Origin of the sequence: Klebsiella michiganensis, assembly GCF_015139575.1 — a bacterium.
GTDB lineage: Bacteria > Pseudomonadota > Gammaproteobacteria > Enterobacterales > Enterobacteriaceae > Klebsiella > Klebsiella michiganensis.
Genome location: NZ_AP022547.1, coordinates 1,036,423 through 1,055,326, shown reverse-complemented (window position 1 = coordinate 1,055,326; position 18,904 = coordinate 1,036,423). Strand labels below are relative to the sequence as shown.

The 18,904-nt window shown below is 61.3% G+C and carries 13 protein-coding genes; 8 read left to right on the top strand and 5 right to left on the bottom strand.

Annotation, left to right across the window (positions count from 1 at the left end):
* The 7 genes from pduQ to JLG71_RS05035 all read left to right on the top strand — a co-directional run bounded on the left by pduQ (nt 1) and on the right by JLG71_RS05035 (nt 6,176).
* On the top strand, nt 1-1,113 hold the full coding sequence (gene pduQ / locus JLG71_RS05065; protein ID WP_014226645.1) for a 1-propanol dehydrogenase PduQ: 1,113 nt from the start codon (nt 1-3) through the stop codon (nt 1,111-1,113).
* Nucleotides 1,110-2,465, top strand: coding sequence for a cobalamin reductase PduS (gene pduS, locus JLG71_RS05060; RefSeq protein ID WP_025107423.1), 1,356 nt, complete (start codon nt 1,110-1,112; stop codon nt 2,463-2,465). The genes pduQ and pduS overlap by 4 nt, the downstream gene beginning before the upstream one ends.
* Before the next feature lie 2 nt (nt 2,466-2,467).
* On the top strand, nt 2,468-3,022 hold the full coding sequence (gene pduT / locus JLG71_RS05055) for a propanediol utilization microcompartment protein PduT (protein WP_004124543.1): 555 nt from the start codon (nt 2,468-2,470) through the stop codon (nt 3,020-3,022).
* Nucleotides 3,022-3,372: a propanediol utilization microcompartment protein PduU gene (gene pduU, locus JLG71_RS05050; protein ID WP_064358530.1), complete on the top strand. Its 351-nt coding sequence runs from the start codon at nt 3,022-3,024 to the stop codon at nt 3,370-3,372. Before pduT ends, pduU begins: the two co-directional genes overlap by 1 nt.
* Nucleotides 3,373-3,376: 4 nt before the next feature.
* Nucleotides 3,377-3,829, top strand: coding sequence for a propanediol utilization protein PduV (pduV, locus tag JLG71_RS05045; protein WP_004853831.1), 453 nt, complete (start codon nt 3,377-3,379; stop codon nt 3,827-3,829).
* The gene (locus JLG71_RS05040; RefSeq protein WP_004853834.1) at nt 3,814-5,028 is read left to right on the top strand and encodes an acetate/propionate family kinase; all 1,215 of its coding nucleotides are present in this window, start codon (nt 3,814-3,816) and stop codon (nt 5,026-5,028) included. The genes pduV and JLG71_RS05040 overlap by 16 nt, the downstream gene beginning before the upstream one ends.
* Nucleotides 5,029-5,309: 281 nt before the next feature.
* Nucleotides 5,310-6,176, top strand: coding sequence for a GHMP family kinase ATP-binding protein (locus JLG71_RS05035; protein WP_025107422.1), 867 nt, complete (start codon nt 5,310-5,312; stop codon nt 6,174-6,176).
* A 498-nt stretch (nt 6,177-6,674) separates the two neighbouring features.
* Here JLG71_RS05035 and cobD read toward each other — a convergent pair whose 3' ends face one another.
* Together cobD and amiC are read right to left on the bottom strand one after the other, a co-directional pair.
* Complete coding sequence (gene cobD, locus JLG71_RS05030; protein WP_025107421.1) at nt 6,675-7,754, bottom strand: threonine-phosphate decarboxylase CobD; 1,080 nt, start codon at nt 7,752-7,754, stop codon at nt 6,675-6,677.
* 17 nt (nt 7,755-7,771) lie between these two features.
* Nucleotides 7,772-9,025 (bottom strand): N-acetylmuramoyl-L-alanine amidase AmiC, encoded by a 1,254-nt coding sequence (gene amiC / locus JLG71_RS05025; protein ID WP_014226651.1) that lies wholly within the window; start codon nt 9,023-9,025, stop codon nt 7,772-7,774.
* 227 nt (nt 9,026-9,252) lie between these two features.
* Between amiC and argA the strand changes: the two genes are divergently transcribed.
* Nucleotides 9,253-10,584, top strand: coding sequence for an amino-acid N-acetyltransferase (gene argA / locus JLG71_RS05020; RefSeq protein WP_004853841.1), 1,332 nt, complete (start codon nt 9,253-9,255; stop codon nt 10,582-10,584).
* Nucleotides 10,585-10,625: 41 nt separating this feature from the next.
* On the opposite strand, the gene recD is transcribed toward argA, so the two are convergent.
* From recD to ptrA, 3 genes are read right to left on the bottom strand one after another with little or no spacing between them, the layout of a single operon-like run.
* Nucleotides 10,626-12,461 carry an exodeoxyribonuclease V subunit alpha gene (recD, locus tag JLG71_RS05015; RefSeq protein ID WP_182158243.1) on the bottom strand — a complete coding sequence of 612 codons (1,836 nt, stop codon included), beginning with the start codon at nt 12,459-12,461 and terminating at the stop codon, nt 10,626-10,628.
* A complete protein-coding gene (gene recB, locus JLG71_RS05010; protein WP_200914002.1) occupies nt 12,458-16,003 on the bottom strand; it encodes an exodeoxyribonuclease V subunit beta in 3,546 nt (1,181 codons plus the stop codon). Before recB ends, recD begins: the two co-directional genes overlap by 4 nt.
* Complete coding sequence (ptrA, locus tag JLG71_RS05005; RefSeq protein ID WP_025107418.1) at nt 16,000-18,885, bottom strand: pitrilysin; 2,886 nt, start codon at nt 18,883-18,885, stop codon at nt 16,000-16,002. Before ptrA ends, recB begins: the two co-directional genes overlap by 4 nt.
* Nucleotides 18,886-18,904 lie beyond the last annotated feature (19 nt).

Here is an 18,904-nt window from a genome sequence, read left to right as displayed (position 1 = left end):
ATGAAGACTTTCTCACTACAAACGCGGTTGTACAGCGGTCAGGGTAGCCTGGCGGTGCTCAGGCGCTTTACCCACAAGCATATCTGGATCATCTGCGATGGCTTTCTTGCGCGCTCGCCGCTGCTGGAAACCCTGCGTCAGGCGTTGCCCGCAGATAACCGCATCAGCGTCTTTAGCGAGATAACCCCGGACCCCACTATCCATACCGTGGTGCAGGGCATTGCGCAAATGCAGGCCCTGCAGCCGCAGGTGGTCATCGGCTTCGGCGGCGGCTCGGCGATGGACGCGGCGAAAGCCATCGTCTGGTTTAGCCAGCAGAGCGGCATCAATATCGAAACCTGCGTGGCGATACCAACCACCAGCGGTACCGGTTCGGAAGTGACCAGCGCCTGCGTGATTAGCGACCCGGATAAAGGCATCAAGTATCCGCTGTTCGACAATGCACTCTATCCCGATATGGCGATCCTTGACCCGGATCTGGTGGTCAGCGTGCCGCCGCAGATTACGGCCAACACCGGCATGGACGTGCTGACCCACGCGCTGGAGGCGTGGGTCTCTCCGCACGCCAGCGACTTTACCGACGCGCTGGCGGAAAAAGCCGCCAGGCTGGTGTTTCAGTATCTGCCCACGGCGGTGGAAAAAGGCGACTGCGTGGCGACGCGCGGGAAAATGCACAATGCCTCAACGCTTGCCGGGATGGCGTTCAGCCAGGCGGGGCTGGGGCTTAATCACGCCATCGCCCACCAGCTTGGCGGGCAGTTTCATCTGCCGCACGGGCTGGCCAACGCGCTGCTGTTAACCGCGGTTATCCGCTTTAACGCCGGTCATCCGCGCGCCGCAAAACGCTACGCCCGGCTGGCCAAAGCCTGCGGCTTTTGTCCGGCAGACGCCAGCGATAGTACGGCGATCAATGCGCTGATCCAGCAAATCGAACGGCTCAAGCAGCGCTGCGCGCTGCCGTCACTGGCGGTCGCGCTGAAAGAGGGACGATCCCAGTACTCAGCGCGTATTTCGGCAATGGTGCAGGCCGCGCTGGCTGACGTGACGCTACGCACCAATCCTCGCCCGGCCAGCGCCGGGGAGATTCAGGAACTGCTGGAGGATCTGCTATGAGTACCGCCGTCAACGCTGCTGAAATGGCCTGGAGCGCCGAGGAGATCCGCGAGCGCGTGCGCGCGGCGGGCGTGGTCGGCGCGGGGGGCGCGGGGTTTCCCGCCCACGTGAAGCTGCAGGCGCAGGTAGAGATTTTTCTGGTGAACGCCGCCGAGTGCGAACCGATGCTCAAGGTCGACCAGCAGCTGATGTGGCAGCAGGCTGCGCGTCTTGTCCGCGGCGTGCAGTACGCGATGACGGCAACCGGCGCGCGCGAAGGGGTGATAGCCCTGAAAGAGAAGTACCGCCGGGCTATCGATGCGCTCACCCCGCTGCTGCCTGCCGGTATTCGCCTGCATATTCTGCCGGATGTCTATCCCGCAGGCGATGAGGTGCTGACTATCTGGCTGGCTACCGGTCGCCGGGTCGCGCCCGCCGCGCTGCCGGCCAGCGTCGGGGTCGTGGTGAATAACGTGCAAACGGTGCTCAATATTGCCCGAGCGGTTGAGCAGCAGTTTGCGGTGACCCGCCGTACGCTGACCGTTAACGGCGCGGTCGCCCGGCCGCTGACCGTCACCGTCCCCATCGGCATGTCGCTGCGCGAAGTGCTGGCGCTGGCGGGCGGCGCGACGGTCGACGACCCCGGGTTTATTAACGGCGGCCCGATGATGGGCGGCCTGATTACCTCCCTCGATAGCCCGGTAACCAAAACCACCGGCGGCCTGCTGGTGCTGCCGAAAAGCCATCCGCTTATCCAGCGGCGGATGCAGGACGAGCGCACGGTGCTTTCCGTGGCCCGTACCGTCTGCGAGCAGTGCCGACTGTGTACCGATCTCTGCCCGCGGCATCTGATCGGCCACGAACTCTCTCCGCACCTGCTGGTGCGGGCGGTGAACTTTCATCAGGCCGCCACGCCCCAGCTGCTGCTGAGCGCCCTCACCTGCTCGGAGTGCAACGTCTGCGAAAGCGTGGCCTGCCCGGTGGGGATCTCGCCGATGCGCATCAACCGCATGCTCAAACGCGAGCTGCGGGCACAAAACCAGCGCTACGAAGGGCCGCTCTATCCGGCCGATGAGATGGCGAAATATCGCCTGGTGCCGGTGAAGCGGCTGATCGCCAAACTGGGGCTGAGCCCCTGGTATCAGGAGGCGCCGCTGGTGGAGGACGAACCGGCAGTAGAAACCGTGACGTTGCCGCTGCGCCAGCATATCGGCGCCAGCGCGGTAGCGAACGTTGCGGTGGGAGAGCGCGTTACGCGCGGGCAATGCGTTGCCGATATCCCGGCAGGCGCATTAGGCGCGCCGATTCACGCCAGCATCGACGGCGTGGTTGCGGCCATCAGCGAACAGGCCATCACGGTGGTAAGAGGTTAACCATGTCTCAGGCTATAGGAATTTTAGAACTCACCAGCATTGCCAAAGGAATGGAACTCGGCGATGCGATGCTGAAAAGCGCCAACGTCAATCTGCTGGTCAGCAAGACTATCTGCCCGGGTAAGTTTTTACTGATGCTCGGCGGGGATATCGGCGCTATCCAGCAGGCTATTGAAACCGGTGCCTCGCAGGCCGGCGAAATGCTCGTCGACAGCCTGGTGCTGGCGAATATTCACCCCAGCGTCCTTCCGGCCATCAGCGGCCTGAACAGCGTGGACAAGCGCCAGGCGGTCGGCATCGTTGAAACCTGGAGCGTTGCGGCCTGCATCAGCGCCGCCGATCGGGCGGTAAAAGGCTCCAACGTCACCCTGGTGCGGGTGCATATGGCCTTCGGCATCGGCGGTAAATGCTACATGGTGGTGGCGGGCGACGTTTCCGACGTCAACAACGCGGTCACGGTAGCCAGTGAAAGCGCGGGCGAAAAAGGGCTGCTGGTCTACCGTTCGGTGATCCCGCGCCCGCATGAAGCCATGTGGCGACAGATGGTGGAGGGATAATGGAAAGACAGCCGACCACGGATCGCATGATTCAGGAATACGTTCCCGGGAAACAGGTGACCCTCGCGCACCTGATTGCCAACCCCGGGAAAGATCTCTTTAAGAAGCTCGGCCTGCAGGATGCGGTTTCCGCCATCGGCATCCTCACCATTACGCCCAGCGAGGCGTCGATTATCGCCTGCGATATCGCCACCAAATCCGGCGCGGTGGAGATCGGTTTTCTTGACCGCTTTACCGGCGCCGTGGTGCTGACCGGCGACGTTTCCGCCGTCGAGTACGCCCTCAAGCAGGTGACGCGCACCCTGGGCGAGATGATGCATTTTACTACCTGCTCAATAACCCGGACGTAGCGCGATGAAACGTCTGATGTTTATCGGCCCCAGCCAGTGCGGCAAAACCTCGCTGACCCAGGGCCTGCGCGGCGAAGCGCTCCATTACAAGAAAACCCAGGCGATTGAATGGTCGCCGATGGCCATCGACACGCCGGGCGAATATCTGGAGAACCGCTGCCTTTATAGCGCTCTGTTGACCAGCGCCTGCGAGGCCGACGTTATCGCTCTGGTGCTGAACGCCGACGCCCAGTGGTCGCCGTTTTCTCCGGGTTTTACCGCCCCGATGAACCGCCCGACGATTGGCCTGGTCACCAAAGCCGACCTGGCCGACCCGCAGCGGTTATCGCTCATCGAGGAGTGGCTCAGGCAGGCTGGGGCGCAGCAGATTTTTGTCACCAGCGCGCTGAATAATCTGGGTCTTGATGCCGTGCTGGATTTTCTGAATTCGAAGGAACCTCTATGTCTTACAAAATAATGGCCATTAATGCCGGCAGCTCATCGTTAAAATTCCAGCTGCTGGAGATGCCTCAGGGCGATATGCTCTGCCAGGGATTGATTGAACGTATCGGCATGGCAAACGCCCAGGTGACCCTCAAAACGCCGGCGCAGAAATGGCAGGAGACGGCGCCGATTGCCGATCACCGTGAAGCGGTCACCCTGCTGCTGGAAAAGCTCCTCGACCACCGGATTATCCAGAGTTTGCAGGATATTGACGGCGTCGGCCACCGCGTGGCGCACGGCGGAGAGCGCTTTAAAGATTCGACGCCGGTCACCGATGATACCTTAGCGGAAATCGAGCGCCTGGCGGAGCTGGCCCCGCTGCACAACCCGGTCAACGCGCTGGGCATTAACGTTTTCCGCCAGCTGCTGCCCGAAACGCCGTCGGTAGCGGTATTTGATACCGCTTTTCACCAGACGCTGGACGAGCGCGCCTTTATCTATCCGCTGCCGTGGCGCTACTACAGCGAGCTGGGCATTCGCCGCTACGGCTTCCACGGCACCAGCCATAAGTACGTCAGCGCGACGCTGGCGGAAAAGCTGGGCGTGCCGCTGAGCGCCCTGCGCGTGGTGAGCTGCCATCTCGGCAACGGCAGTAGCGTATGCGCAATCAAAGGCGGGCGCTCGGTTAATACCTCAATGGGCTTTACGCCGCAGTCCGGCGTGATGATGGGCACCCGCAGCGGCGATATCGATCCGTCGATTCTACCGTGGCTGGCGCTGCATGAGGGGCAAACGCCGGAGCAGCTTAATCAGCTGCTGAATAACGAGTCCGGCCTGCTGGGCGTTTCCGGCGTGTCGCACGATTATCGCGATGTCGAGCAGGCGGCGGACAGCGGCAATCGTCGGGCGGCCCTGGCGCTCTCGCTATTTGCCGAGCGCATCCGCGCCACCATCGGCAGCTATATTATGCAGATGGGCGGCCTGGACGCGCTGATCTTTACCGGCGGCATCGGCGAAAACTCCGCCCGCGCCAGGAGCGCCATCTGCCATAACCTGAATTTCCTCGGGCTGTCGGTCGATGAAGAGAAAAACCAGCACAACGCCACCTTTATCCAGGCCGAGAATGCGATGGTCAAAGTGGCGGTCATTAATACCAATGAAGAGCTGATGATTGCCCGCGATGTGATGCGCCTGGCGCTTCCCGAAGCGCAGACATTAACCGTTTCAGCCTGAGCTCGCAGCCCGGCAAGTTGCGGTGAATCATGGTAATAGCGGGATCGGCATGACACTATGCGCTTAAAATTCTGAAACTTTACCCTAAATAATTCAAGTTACAGGACAAAGCACTTGTGCTTTGAACAGCGCTTGCGCTGGCCCCGTAGGGGCGAGGCCGCAGGCCGAGTAACGCGGCAAACGAGTGAGTCCCCAGGAGCTTACATAAGTAAGTGACTGGGGTGAATGAGAGCAGCCAACGCCCCTGTAGCTTGAAGTATAACGGGTAAAAAGGTGAATACGTGGCCGTAGCACAATGCCCCGCCTCCTGCGGTGAACTCATCCAGGGCTGGATCCTCGGCAGCGAGAAGCTGGTCTCCTGCCCCGTTGACTGGTACAGCACCGTCGAGGTGGACTACGGTTCGCCTCGCGCGGATGAACGTCCGCTGGCGCGGGCGATGGTCGACCGGCTGCTGAGCTACTGGCGCTATCCGGCGGAGCTCGGCAAAGAGATTCGGATCGATATTTGCTCCACGATTCCGGTCGCCAAGGGGATGGCCAGCAGCACCGCGGATATCGCCGCGACGGCGGTGGCCACCGCGCATCATCTCGGCCATCCGCTGGATGAAACCACCCTCGCCCGGCTCTGCGTCTCCCTGGAGCCCACCGACAGCACCCTGTTCCGCCAGCTGACCCTGTTCGACCACAACACCGCCGCCACGCAGATTGCCTGCGGCAGCCAGCCGCAGCTCGATCTGCTGGTGCTGGAAAGCCCCGCCACGCTGCTGACCACCGATTACCACCGCCTTCCCCGGCTTGAAAAGCTGCACGCCCACTCCGCGTCTCTGCAACTAGCCTGGGAGAAAGTTCAGCTAGCCTGCGAGACGGATAATCCGCGGCGGATGGGAGAGGCCGCGACGCTCAGCGCCGTCGCCAGCCAGCATCTGCTGCCGAAGCCGGGGTTTGATACGCTGCGGGGGCTGGTGGAAGAGTGCGATTTATACGGTATTAACGTGGCGCACAGCGGCAGCGTGGTCGGCCTGATGCTCGACCGCCAGCGTCACGATATTGAGTATTTGCAGCGACGGCTGGGAGAGACGCGGCTTAGCGAGCTCTGGCCCCGGCAGCACCTGCTGCGCATGGTGCAGGGCGGCGTCGAGCTGCGCTAACGCTTCCGCAGCCATGCCCCGGGTTGCGGCGCTGCGCGCCTTACCCGGGCTACCGACCCGCAGACGGCTATGAATCCGTAGCCCGGCTAAGCGCAGCGCGAGCCGGGGAGAAGACCGCACCGATGCATTCATCCCGGCACATTCCCCGGGTTGCGGCGCTGCGCGCCTTACCCGGGCTACCGACCCGCAGACGGCTATGAACCCGTAGCCCGGGCTAAGCGCAGCGCGAGCCGGGGAGAAGCCGCACCGATACATTCATCCCGGCGCATTCCCCGGGTTGCGGCGCTACGCGCCTTACCCGGGCTACCGGCCCGCAGACGGCTATGAACCCGTAGCCCGGCTAAGCGCAGCGCGAGCCGGGAAGAAGACCGCAACAAAACCTCATGCTGTGCACCTTCCCCGGAGGCGGGCTACCGGTCCGCAGACGGCTGTAAACCCGTAGCCCGGTCAGCGCAGCGCCACCGGGAAGAACCGCAGACGAACAATGGCGGCAGACATCTACTCGTTAAATACCCGCCTGAAGGCCGTCAGCAGCCGGGTATTTTCCTGCTGGCTGCGGATCGCGACGCGGAAGTAGCGCCCGTCGAGCCCCGGGTAGTTGGCGCAGCTGCGGATCAGGATGTGCTGTTGCAGCATCGCGTATTGCAGATCCAGATCCGCCACGTCGCAGCGCAGAAACAGATAGTTTGCCCGCCCGGGATAGACCGTCAGGCCGGGAATATGGCGCAGCTGATGGTAAAAGCGCTGCCCCTCCTCCGCCAGCCACTGCCAGGTTTGCTGCTGGTAGGCGCTATCCTGGAGAATGATTTCCCCCGCCAGGGCGGCAAACGCGTTTATCGACCACGGCATCTGGCGCTCGCGCATTCTCGCCACCGCCCGCGCATCGCCATTGGCCAGATACCCCAGACGCAGGCCGGGAATAGCATAAAACTTGGTCAGCGAACGCAGCACCCACACGTGCGGGTTGTGGCCCAGCAGCGGAATAAATCCCGGCTCGTCGGGGATAAAATCGATAAACGCTTCATCGAGAATCAGGGCAATGCCCAGCGACCGACAGCGTTCAGCAATCATCTCCAGCAGACGGCGCTCGGGCAGCAGGCCGGTAGGATTGTTCGGCGTGCAGAGAAATAAGCAGTCCAGATCCGGCGTCAGAGCATCAAGAATCGCCCCGGTGAGCTGCCAGCCATCCGCCTCACGCAGCAGAAATTCCCGCACCGCGCAGTCCACCGACTGCAGCGCCCGGCGGTATTCGGCAAAGCCCGGGGTGACGATCATCGCCTGGCGCGGCTTCAGCCCCTGAACCAGCGTAAAGATCGCTTCGGTTTCGCCGTTTCCGGCGAGGATCCACGAGGCGGGGATCTGATGGTGTTCCGCCAGCGCAAGGTGCAGCTGCTGATACTCAACGTCAGGGTAGCGTTCGGCGCAGGCCATATTGTCGAGGATGGCGCGCTTTAAACTTTCCGGCATCCCCAGCGGATTAATATTGGCGCTAAAATCCAGCAGCTGCGCCGCAGAGATGCCCAACAGCGCGGCGGCCTCGCGAATATTGCCGCCGTGCGCGCTCTTTAATAGAGCCATTTCACTTTCCTGTTGCGTTACCCTCGCCTTGCCAGCGTCGCGCCGTCGGCGAAGTAGGCTTTAATCCCTGCCAGAATCGACTCTGCAACTTCCTGCTGGAATTTCGCCGTTTTCAATTTACGCTCTTCTTCGACGTTACTGATAAACGCGGTTTCCACCAGAATCGATGGAATATCCGGCGCCTTCAGCACCGCGAAGCCCGCCTGCTCAACCCGGTTCTTGTGCAGGTTATTAATGTTGCCCATCTTTTCCAGCACCGCCTTGCCGAACTTCAGGCTGTCGGCGATGGTCAGCGACTGCACCATGTCGAACATCGTGTGGTCGACGTAGCGATCGCCGCTTTTGCTGACGCCGCCAATCAGATCCGAGGCGTTCTGGGTCTGCGCCAGATATTTAGCCGCGGTACTGGTGGCCCCTTTGGTTGACAGGGCAAACACCGACGATCCGCTGGGCTGGCGGCTGGTAAACGCGTCGGCATGAATAGAGACAAACAGGTCGGCGCGCTGCTTCTGCGCTTTGGCGACGCGGACCTTCAGCGGGATAAAGACATCCTCGTTGCGGGTCATATAGACCTTCATATTGCCCTCTTTCTCGATCAGCGCGCGCAGCCGCCGGGCAATCTGCAGCACCACGTCTTTCTCGCGGGTGCGGTATTTTCCCACCGCGCCGGAGTCTTCGCCGCCGTGGCCGGGATCGAGCATGATAACAATGGGTCGATCGCGCCCGGCTTTACCCGGTTTAGGCCCGCTCTCCGCAGGCGGAACCTGCCGCTGAAGATCGCCTTTGTTGTAATCTTCGAGCAGCGCCAGCAGCGGATCCTGCACGTCGGTGGCGTTAGCGGGATAGAGGTCCATGACCAGACGCTCTTTAAACCCGGCGACCGGAGCCAGCGCAAACAGCTGCGGTTTCACGTTCTGTTTCAGCTCAAACACCATGCGCACGGTTTGCGGATCGAACTGCCCCACGCGAGCGGATTGAATATAGGGATCGTCACCGCGAATCTGACTCCCCATACCTTTCAGTACGGAGTTGAGATTAACCCCTTCCAGATCCACCACCACACGTTCAGGATTGCTGAGCGCAAACTGCCGATATTTCAGGATATGGTTGGACTCCACGGTGACGCGCGTGTAGGTCGATGATGGCCAGACGCGTACGGCAACCACCTGCGCCGCGGCAGCCAACCCAACCGGACTCACACTCATTAACCACATGGCGCCCGCCCCCTGTAAAAATCGGCGGCGGCTTAATCCTGACTTGTATCCCGACATGCCACTCCCAAGCAGTAAGAAATCATTCGTATTTAAAACAAACAGATTGACCGGAAACTTTAACGAAAGGCGCATAACCTGTCATCTATAAAAGGGTAAACAATCTTTGACACCCTGATTTGGCTCACACTGTTTTCCCGGCTCAGCCAAAAATTGGGGCTTGCGTTTGCCGGCGAAACAGAATAAAAATACAGTAATTACGAATAATCATGCATTGAGGTTGTGTCATGGTGAAGGAACGTCGCACCGAACTGGTAGAGGGATTCCGCCATTCTGTCCCCTATATTAATGCCCATCGGGGTAAAACGTTTGTCATCATGCTGGGCGGGGAAGCCATCGAGCATGATAATTTCTCTAGTATAGTCAATGACATTGGCCTGCTTCACAGCCTGGGGATTCGTCTGGTGGTGGTCTATGGCGCCCGCCCGCAGATCGATGCCAACCTGGCGGAGCATCGTCACGAGCCGGTTTATCATAAACAAACCCGAGTGACTGACGCCAAAACGCTCGAGCTGGTTAAGCAGGCGGCGGGCATGCTGCAGCTGGAAATTACCGCTCGCCTGTCGATGAGCCTCAACAACACGCCGCTGCAGGGCGCCCATATCAACGTGGTCAGCGGCAACTTCATTATCGCGCAGCCGTTAGGCGTGGACGACGGCGTGGATTACTGTCACAGCGGGCGCATCCGGCGCATCGATGAAGAAGCCATTCACCGCCAGCTGGATAACGGCGCAATCGTGCTGATGGGCCCGGTTGCGGTGTCGGTCACCGGCGAAAGCTTTAACCTGACCTCGGAAGAGATTGCGACCCAGCTGGCGATTAAGCTGAAAGCCGAAAAGATGATCGGCTTCTGCTCATCGCAGGGGGTTCACAATCAGGATGGCGAGATCGTCCCCGAGCTGTTCCCCAACGAAGCCCAGGCGCGGGTGGAAGAGATGGAAGCGGACGAAGACTACAGCTCCGGCACCGTGCGCTTTCTGCGCGGCGCGGTAAAAGCCTGCCGCAGCGGCGTGCGCCGCTGCCACCTGATCAGCTATCAGGAAAACGGCACCCTGCTGCAGGAGCTGTTCTCACGCGACGGTATCGGTACCCAGATAGTGATGGAGAGCGCCGAGCAGATCCGCCGCGCCACCATTAACGATATCGGCGGCATCCTCGAGCTGATTAGCCCGCTGGAGCAGCAGGGCATTCTGGTCAGGCGTTCGCGCGAACAGCTGGAGATGGAAATCGATAAATTCACCATTATTCAGCGCGACAACACCACCATCGCCTGCGCCGCGCTCTATCCTTTCCCGGAAGAGAAGATCGGCGAAATGGCCTGCGTGGCGGTGCATCCGGATTACCGCAGCTCATCGCGCGGTGAAGTGCTGCTCGAACGTATTGCCGCGCAGGCGAAGCAAATGGGCCTCAGCAAGCTGTTTGTTCTTACGACCCGCAGCATTCACTGGTTCCAGGAGCGCGGATTTACGCCGGTCGACGTCGACCTGCTGCCGGAGAGCAAAAAAGAGATGTACAACTATCAGCGCCGCTCCAAGGTGCTGATGGCAGACCTGGCCTGATCCCTTCTCCCCGGAAAGCGCGCGGCCGACCGGGGAAAACCTCACTGGGCGGAAAAGATATCCGTCAGGCCGCTGCGTCGTTCGGTACGCGCAGCCACCGCCTGAGTCAGCACCTGCTCATCGGCATAGATCGACAGCTGCCGTTTCGCACGCGTAATAGCGGTATAAACCAGCTCGCGGGTTACCAGCGGCACGCTGCGCGAAGGCAGGATCAGCGCCGCGTGATCGAACTCCGACCCCTGCGATTTATGCACCGTCATCGCCCAGGCGGTATCGTGCTCCGGCAGACGGCTTGGCTGTACCGACTTGATGCTGCCATCGGGCATCGGGAACCAGACGCGCAGGCCATCGCCTCTTTCCAGCGCGATGCCGATATCGCCGTTAAACAGCCCCAGCGCGCTGTCGTTGCGGGAGATCATCACCGGCCGTCCTTCATACCAGCGCGAATGCCGCGGTAACGCGATCGCCCGCTTGCGGTTCAGCATCTGCTCCAGCTGTTCGTTCACGCCGCTGACCCCATACGGCCCCTCGCGCAGCGCGCACAGCAGCTGGAATTCGCCAAAGGCGGCGATCATCTCTTCGGGCTCAGCCCGCTCGCGCAGCAGTTGCAGGAAGCGGCCATAGCCCGCCTGCGCCTGATTCAGCATCGCTTCATACTCTTCGGTGGCGCTCAGCGGATACAGGGCGATATCGTCGAACGACTGACGCAGCGTTGCGCGTACCGCGCTGCGCTCGCCGCTGTTCACCGCCCACGCCAGATGGCCGATACCGGAATGGCGACCAAAACGGTAGCTTTTTTGCAGCAGGCACAGGCTGTCGCGCAGCGCACCGGCAACGTTGCCCTCGCCCGCCGGCACCGGCTGGCCGGTCAACCGGGCGAGCTGTGCCGCCCGCGCCGGGGTATAGCCTGCATTAACCCAGGCGCAAATATCCCCCAGCACCGCTCCGGCCTCTACCGACGCCAGCTGATCGCGGTCGCCAAGGAAAATCACCCTTCCGTGCTCAGGCAGCGCGTCGATCAGGCGCGACATCATCGGCAGGTCAATCATTGAGGCTTCATCCACCACCAGCACGTCAAGATGCAGCGGGTTGCCGGCGTGATAGCGCATCCGCTGGCTGCCGGGCTGCGCGCCCAGCAGGCGATGGAGGGTGCTGGCTTCGGTGGGCACCAGCGCCTTTTGTTGGTCGCTGAGAGGGAGGCGGCGCAGCGCCGCGCCGAGGGACTCGGTCAGGCGCGCCGCGGCTTTACCGGTCGGCGCCGCCAGGCGAATCCGGCAGCGCGGGCTGGAGAACGTCTGGATCAGCGCGGCCAGCAGTTTAGCGACGGTCGTGGTTTTACCGGTGCCCGGACCGCCGGAAATCACCGAAATCCGTCGGGTCAGGGCGACCGCAGCCGCCACTTTTTGCCAGTCCGTTTCCTCAGCGGGCGGAAACAGCGCGTCGAGCGTCGAAGCCAGCCGGGCTTCATCCACCTCCAGCACCTGATTGGCCTCATTGAAAAAGCGCGCGACGGTTAATTCGTTGCGCCACATGCGGTTGAGGTAAAGCCGTTCGCCGCAGAGGATCATCGGCGTCGGGCGCTCACCGCCGCTGACCGCCTCAGCATCGTTAAACAGCGGCAGCCAGCCGTCCGGGGCGCCGGTCAGCTCAAGGATCTGCTCACTCAGGCCTGCCGCTTTTGCGCTCAGCAGCTCATCCTCGGCGAGACGCGAAATCGGCAGGCAGACGTGGCCTTCACCGGCATCGCGGCTGAGAATGGCGGCGGTGAGCTTCACTGCCGGATGCGCCTCCTGCGCCACCATGAGCGCAAACTGGACGTCCAGCGGGCGCAGCAGGCGCTGTTCAACCGCCTGCAGTAACAGTTCATCCATGGTCATAGCACAACCTCCTGGGTTTCCCCGGCAAACAGCGCATCGAGGCCGTTAATCAGCGGCAGCGCCGGCCGGGTGGTGAAGATACCCTGCCCGCCGTCCTGCCCGTCCATGCCGCGTAAAAAGAGATAAATAACGCCGCCGAAGTGGCGTTCGTAATCATAATCGGCAATGCGGTGGCGTAAATATCGGTGCAGCGCCAGGCTATAGAGCTGGTACTGCAAATCGTAACGGTGCGAACGCATTGCCTGCCGCATCGCGTCCTGGGTATAGGCCTCGCGATTTTCCCCCAGCCAGTTGGATTTGTAATCCAGCAGGTAATAGCGGCCGTTGTGGCGAAACACCAGGTCGATAAAGCCTTTCAGCATCCCCCGCACCTGGCGGAAATCGAGCGTTGGGGTATCCACGGAGAGCGGATCGTACTGACGAATCAGCGCATCCAGACGCAGGGGATCCAGCGGCTGTTCGATGGGCAGATAAAACGCCATCTCCACCTGTTTATCGCCTTCGCTCAGCTGATTAAGGGCGATGCCCGCGCCGGGCAGAGGGGTACGCAGCACGCCGTCGAGCCATGCGGTCAGTACCGGGGTCCACTTTTCCTCGAAGCCGCTTAGCTGGAGCCTGGCCGCCATCCAGTCGGCGGGAACCGGCTGGGTAAAATCGAGATCTTCGAACAAACTGTGGAGAAACGTCCCCGGCGACGCGCCGCGGGGGAACTGGTGCGGCGTAAGCTGCGGCTCTTCCGCGACCTCACCGACGCCGGCGGCATCGACATCCAGACGCGGCAGAAGATCCTGCGCCGCGCTGTGTCCATTCGGCTGCAGGCCGGAGTAGCTGGTGACCCGCCAGTCATCGGTCACCGAACGCGCGAGCAAACGGGCTGAAAGCGGCGGTAGCGCCGCCTGCGGAGCCTGCCACGGAGTTGGCGCAGCCGTATCCGGGAGCCGTAGGGCGATCTCCCCGCTGCAGAACGCCTGCAGGCGGGCCATCAGCCCTGCGGCATCCATCGCTTCCCCGCCCTGCAGCAGTCGGCCCAGCGCGCTGTGGTGAAAATCGCTGGCGCCGGGCTTGTCGCTGCGCCGGGTGCTGAGCGGCGCAACGCCAAGGCTGCAGTGCCAGACCGCACGGGTCAGCGCGACGTAAAGCAGGCGCAGATCTTCGGCCAGGCGTTCGGCCTCCGCCAGCTCCATGCTGCCCTCCGCCTGCCCCAGGTCGAGAACGGCGGCAAAGGAGGTTCTGTCGTGATAAAACGCCTGATCCTGTTTACGGAAACGCGCAATAAACGGCAGCCAGACCAGCGGATACTCCAGCCCTTTCGATTTATGGATGGTGACGATCTGCACCAGGTGCTTATCGCTCTCCAGGCGCATCTGCTGGCTGGAGGCGTTGCTATCCGGCTCGGCGATATGCTGCGCCAGCCAGCGCACCAGCGCATGTTCGCTCTCCAGCTGGTTCGCCGCCTCCTGTAGCAGCTCGCTGATATGCAGGATATCGGTCAGGCGCCGCTCGCCGCCGCTGGTCGCCAGCAGGTTTTCGGCAATACGCCGCGCGGTCATCAGCGCGCGCAGCATCGGCATCACGCCGCGCTGCCGCCAGACTTGCCGGTAGCCGCTAAACTCTTCTACCAGCTCATCCCAGGCCCGTTCGCTCTGGTTGAGGTTTTCAATGTCCTGCGCGTTGAGGCCGAACATTGCGGTTGCCAGCGCGCTGCGCAGGGTATTTTCCCGCTCGGGGGCCAGCACCGCCTGCAGCACCCACAGCAGCTCCTGCGCCTCGGGGGTTTCAAACACGCTATCGCGGTTGGAGAGATAGACGGAGGGAATCGACAGCAGCTGAAGGGCATCGCGAATTAACGACGCCTCCTGACGATTGCGCACCAGCACCGTGATGTCCGAAGCCCGCACGGGTTCAGCTTTTTCACCGCGCCACAGCAGCGCCTTGCCCTGCTGGCCCGCGCTGAGCCAGTCGCGAATTTGCGCCGCGCACAGCTGGGCCATAAACGCCTGGTAATCCCCCGCCCCGACGGCCTCGCCCGACATCAGCCAGATATTCATCGCCGGTACCGCAGCATCATCGACGGTAAAGCGCAGCCCCTGGTTTTTATCGGCTGACTTCACCGGCATAAACGGGATTTCGCGGAACATAAAGGGGTTATCGCTGAGGCTAAACAGGCGATTGACGCTATCAACCATCCCCGGCGCGGAGCGCCAGTTGGTGTCGAGCGTATAGTGGGCGGTGACGTCCCCACGCGCTTTCATGTAGGTAAAGATATCCGCGCCGCGGAAGGCGTAAATGGCCTGCTTGGGATCACCAATCAGCAGCAGCGCGGTGTCTGCCTGGCGCCGCCAGATGCGGCGAAAGATTCGGTACTGCTGGGGGTCGGTATCCTGAAATTCGTCGATCATCGCTACCGGAAAGCGCTGGCGAATCGCGCTGGCCAGCGCTTCGCCGCTCTCCCCGCGCAGGGCGTCATCCAGGCGGCTAAGCATATCGTCAAAGCCCAGCTCGCCGCGGCGGCGTTTCTCCCGCGCGACCGCTTCGCGGATTTCAACCATCGCCCTGGCAATCACCAGGTCGGTCAAGGTTAACGGTGTCGCCAGCAGCGCTTCTACCGCGCTGAACAGCGGGTGTACCGGCGGCGCGCCGTCCGCTTTGGTGCGCTCAAGCAAGAAGGCCTGGGAGAACTTCTCCAGCGCATCCGGAAGCTGGTAGCTCAGGGTCTCTTCCTGGGCCCAGGCGGTCACTTTCTCCAGCCATTTCCCCTGATTGCCGCGATTAAACTTGCGCCGGTCGAGGCCCGAGTTTTCCAGCACCGCCTCAACCTCGCCCACCTGTGCCAGCCACTGCTGCTTCAGCGCGTTGATGCGTTCGATAATTTGCTGATGGCGTTCGGCCAGCGTTTCGTCAGCCGGCGGCGGCGATTTGAGCTGCGGCGCCTCTCCCTGTAGCCAGCGGTCGATGGATTTCAGCAGATCGCGCGGCCCTTTCCACGCTTCGTGGATAACCGCCGCGATGTCACGCGGCAGCGGATAGCAGTGGCGACGCCAGAAGTCGGCGCAGGCCTGATAGCGCAGCCGGGATTCATCTTCAATCAGCTGCTGTTCGAACAGCATGCCGGACTCAAAGGCGTTAAGGCTCAGCATCCGCTGGCAGAAGCCGTGAATGGTAAATACCGCCGCTTCGTCCATCTGCCGTTCGGCCAGCAGCAGCGTTTGCGCCGCCTGGGTTTTATCGGCGATTTCCGCCAGCAGCCCGGCGTAGAGAGGATTGTCGGTACTTTCGCGCAGGCAGGCGATACGCAGCTCGTGGATATTGCTGCGAATACGCCCGCGCAGCTCTTCGGTCGCCGCTTCGGTAAAGGTCACTACCAGCAGCTCTTCCACGCTGACCTGGCGGGGAAAGGCGGATTCCCCGCCCAGCCCCAGCAGCAGCCGCAGATAGAGGGCGGCAATGGTAAAGGTTTTTCCTGTGCCCGCAGAGGCTTCTATCAGGCGCTCGCCCGTCAGGGGCAAGCGCAGTGGGTCAAGAGACTCGGCGGTGTCGGTCATTCATTCTCTCGCATCAGGGGTAAGGATTTCTGCAATGCGCTGACGTTCTCCCAGACTTTACCATCCTGCGGATGCGCGTATTCCGCCTTGCCATTCTGGCTACCGGAAACCTGGGAGAGAATTGCCATGCCCTGCGGATCCACCACCGTCTGATGGAAGAAGTCGGCAAGCTTTTGCGGCGTCAGCAGTTTAATCTGAGCCACTACTTTATCACGTGAATCGAAGCGCATATTACCGCGATCGAAATCTTTGCTCAGCTTCGACGCTTCATCGCCCAGCGTTTGCGGCGCTTCCAACATCTGACCGATCACCGCCTGCTGAATCTGCGCAAACTCTTCCGGCTTCATTGCCCGCAGTTTGGCTTCCGCCGTGGGGAAGAAGGCCTGGAAACGCTGCCAGAGGTAAGCCGGCTGCTTATCGCTGCTTTGCAGCAGGAAGCCCATCCCCCACTGGCGGCCAACGTTCATCGAGAAGGCGAAGACCGCGTAGCCCAGCTGCTCTTCCGTACGTAGCTGGTTATAGAACCACGGCTGTACGATTTGCCCGAGGAGCGAGCTGGCGGCAGAGCTGGCGTATTCGTCCACGTTCGGCGGCGCGAAGACGGCGGCTAGCGCGGAATCGGTACTGTTGCCCGCTTTTTCAAAAATCGCCAGCTGTTTACGATCGACCAGAACGTCTTTGTTACGGCACCACTCGTTGCCGTCGGCGCCCAGCTGTTTTTGAATCTGCCGCGCCATGGCGGTGGATTGATCGGCGGTAAGATTACCGATGACCATCAGCTCCGGTCGCCCTTTCGCCTTGAGATTATCGCGGTATTCCAGCACCTCTTTCAGGGTGATCGATGGAAGCAGCGCCCGACGCTCTTCGCGCTGGAAGTACGGCACCTGAGAAACCATCTGAATCGGCATGATCGCCTGATCGTAGGCTTTGCCTTTATCCGCCGAATCCATCATCTGGGCGTACCAGGATTTAGCCTGCTCCAGCTGCTCTTCGGTTGGCGTATAGCTGAAGTAACCGTCGAGCAGGGCGTTAAACAGCTCAGGTAGATGCTGCGTATAGCCGTTGGCGTTAACCATCAGGCCGTTATTCGCGCCGGTAGAGAAGCTTATCCCCCCGACCGCCGCCTGGTTGCTGAGCTGGTCGAGCGCAATGCCCGCCAGATAATCATTGAGCGCAAACATCACCTGCCGGCGGGCGCTGTCCATTGCCTGCGGGTTACGCAGAACCAGCGAAATATCCGCTTTCGGTTCGCTGGCGAAGTACTGGCTCGGCGCGTAAATCACCCGCAGCGTCGGTTCATCTACAATCAGCTGCGGATGCGGGTAAGCCTTGTCGCTTTTGATTAAGCTGAAATCATCCGGAATATAGGGGTTCAGCACCGGCAGCTTGAGGTCGATGGCGCTGGACTTCTGCTGCCAGTCGGCAAAGGTCTGCTCGCTGATCTTATCCACCTGATAGGGCGCATTGACGAAGTAGGCGGTCTTGTTATGCGGCTCTTTCGGGCTGATGTACCAGATGCGGGCGTTTTGCGGCGTCATCATCGCCAGGCGGTCTTCGATTGCCTGCGGATCGTAGCGATCGGCAATGTTGACAACGTCCAGCGTATGCTCGACCGGCACGCGGATCATGGTGTCCGCCAGCCATTCGACGTAATCCATATTGCGGTTGATGGACGGGTAGCGGAAGTCGAGCGCCAGCACGTGGGCCAGCTCATCAAAATAGCGCTTATCGATTCCCTGACTGCGCAGCAGATTGAGGTAGCTGAAGATGGCCGCGGTAACTTCATCGCGGTGCGCCAGACCTTTGTCCGTCAGGGTCGCGGATATAGCCAGCACCCCGCTGTTGCCGTTCACCACCGGGTCGGAGTCCGCGCGAATCCCTTCAACCAGCCCCTGCTTTTGCAGCCAGTCTGAGAGCGTGCCGGGACTGCGATTACCGATCATATAGGTCACCAGCTCGTCGGTTTTGCTGCGGAACTTGTCGCTATTATTATCAATGCGGAACTCCACGCGCAGCACTTTACGCGGCATCGCCGGAACGTAGTGAATGATGATGCCCTTTTGCGCATCGGTCACCACCGGGACGGTAATCTCCGGTTTGCTGATATCGTGGTTCGGCACGCGACCGTAGGTGGCCGCCGCGATGCTCGCCAGCTCCGGCAGAGGCTTGTTGCTGTAGATCACCGCTTTCATCAGGTTGGCGGAATACCAGCTATCGCGAAAGGCGTGCAGGGCATCAAGCACCGGTTTGCCGGGCTTGTCGCTCAGCGTTTCAAGGTTACCGCCGGAAAACTGCGAGCCGGGGTGCGCCGGGTTAATGGTTTCCGCGCTAACCTGCGCCATTCGCATCCCGTCCCGGGTTCGTGCCATCGTGAGCTCGGCGTTAACCGCATTACGCTCACGGTCGGCATATTTTTTATCCAGCAGCGGCGCGGCGATGGCGTCGGCCAGGCGATCGACCGCGCCGTCCAGGGCATCGTTTTCCACTTCAAGATAGAAGGCGGTGCGATACGGCGCGGTGCTGGCGTTGTGGCTGCCGCCGTGCATTTTGAGATACTCGGCGAGGCTGTCAGGCTGGGGATACTTTTTCGAGCCCATCAGCGTCATATGCTCCAGGAAGTGGGCCAGCCCCTGATGCTCGGCGGGATCCTGCAGCGATCCCACGGGAACGACCAGCGCCGACAGCGATTTTACCGCCTGGGGATCGGAAACCAGCAGCACTACCATGCCGTTATCGAGGCGGATCGCCTGATATTGACGGGTATCTTTTTCGCTTTTACGGATGGTTTCCTGGATCGGTTGCCATCCGGTGTCTGCCTGACTTAACGGCGCCCAAAGGGCGGCCAGTAAAACAATAACCTTGAACCATAAACTGCGGGGCATTCACGGACCTCATCATTAA

What these genes read in the sequence shown, in the direction of transcription:
- pduQ (WP_014226645.1), top strand. Translation starts at nt 1, where the DNA reads ATGAAGACTTTCTCACTACAAACGCGGTTGTACAGCGGTCAGGGTAGC.
- pduS (WP_025107423.1), top strand. Translation starts at nt 1,110, where the DNA reads ATGAGTACCGCCGTCAACGCTGCTGAAATGGCCTGGAGCGCCGAGGAG.
- pduT (WP_004124543.1), top strand. Translation starts at nt 2,468, where the DNA reads ATGTCTCAGGCTATAGGAATTTTAGAACTCACCAGCATTGCCAAAGGA.
- pduU (WP_064358530.1), top strand. Translation starts at nt 3,022, where the DNA reads ATGGAAAGACAGCCGACCACGGATCGCATGATTCAGGAATACGTTCCC.
- pduV (WP_004853831.1), top strand. Translation starts at nt 3,377, where the DNA reads ATGAAACGTCTGATGTTTATCGGCCCCAGCCAGTGCGGCAAAACCTCG.
- JLG71_RS05040 (WP_004853834.1), top strand. Translation starts at nt 3,814, where the DNA reads ATGTCTTACAAAATAATGGCCATTAATGCCGGCAGCTCATCGTTAAAA.
- cobD (WP_025107421.1), bottom strand. Translation starts at nt 7,754, where the DNA reads ATGGCTCTATTAAAGAGCGCGCACGGCGGCAATATTCGCGAGGCCGCC.
- amiC (WP_014226651.1), bottom strand. Translation starts at nt 9,025, where the DNA reads ATGTCGGGATACAAGTCAGGATTAAGCCGCCGCCGATTTTTACAGGGG.
- argA (WP_004853841.1), top strand. Translation starts at nt 9,253, where the DNA reads ATGGTGAAGGAACGTCGCACCGAACTGGTAGAGGGATTCCGCCATTCT.
- recD (WP_182158243.1), bottom strand. Translation starts at nt 12,461, where the DNA reads ATGACCATGGATGAACTGTTACTGCAGGCGGTTGAACAGCGCCTGCTG.
- recB (WP_200914002.1), bottom strand. Translation starts at nt 16,003, where the DNA reads ATGACCGACACCGCCGAGTCTCTTGACCCACTGCGCTTGCCCCTGACG.
- ptrA (WP_025107418.1), bottom strand. Translation starts at nt 18,885, where the DNA reads ATGCCCCGCAGTTTATGGTTCAAGGTTATTGTTTTACTGGCCGCCCTT.